Source organism: Mycobacterium sp. E3198 (genome assembly GCF_001667015.1).
GTDB lineage: Bacteria > Actinomycetota > Actinomycetes > Mycobacteriales > Mycobacteriaceae > Mycobacterium.
Window position 1 is genome coordinate 1 of record NZ_LZIS01000208.1, and the last position, 696, is coordinate 696.

Consider the following 696-nt stretch of genomic DNA (forward strand, 5'->3'; position numbering starts at 1 on the left):
GCCCACGTTTCGAGGGTCGTCGCGTAGTGCAGCCGCAGCGACTGGGTGCGCGTGATCTTGAAGCCGACCTCCTCCGCGTGCTCCTCGACCGACGGGATCGTCGGTAGCCAGCCGCCCGGGAAGATCTCGGCCAGGATGAACTGGGTGAAGTGGACCACTTCGTGGGTGAGCGGATTGCCCTGCGCCCTGGCCTCTTTGAACGTGGGACGCGTGATGGTGTGCAGCATCATGACGCCCTCGGCCGGCAGCACCCGGTAGGCCATCTTGAAGAAGTGGCCCCAGCGCTGGCGGCCGAAGTGCTCGAAGGCGCCGATGGAGACGATGCGGTCCACCGGCTCGTCGAACTTCTCCCAGCCCTCCAGCAGCACCCGCGTCGAGCGGTTCGTGTCCATCTGGTCGAACATCTTCTGCACGTGGTCGGCCTGGTTCTCCGACAGCGTCAGGCCGATGACGTTGACATCGAACTTCTCGATCGCCCGTTGCAGCGCTCCGCCCCAGCCGCAGCCGATGTCGAGCAGCGTCATCCCGGGCTCGAGGTTCAGCTTGCCCAGCGCCAGGTCGAACTTGGCGTTCTGCGCCTCCTCGAGGGTCATATCGTCGCGCTCGAAATACGCGCAGGTGTACCCCATCGTCGGGTCTAGGAAGAGCGCGAAGAACTCGTCTGAAACGTCATAGATCGATTGCGACTCTTCGTAA

Annotated in this window: 1 protein-coding gene; it reads right to left on the minus strand. The window is 63.8% G+C overall.

Translation table 11 applies throughout. The features are described from left to right. On the minus strand, positions 1–677 hold a 677-nt coding region (locus A5673_RS30690), incomplete at its 3' end, for a cyclopropane mycolic acid synthase family methyltransferase (RefSeq protein ID WP_082958901.1). Positions 678–696: the final 19 nt, after the last annotated feature.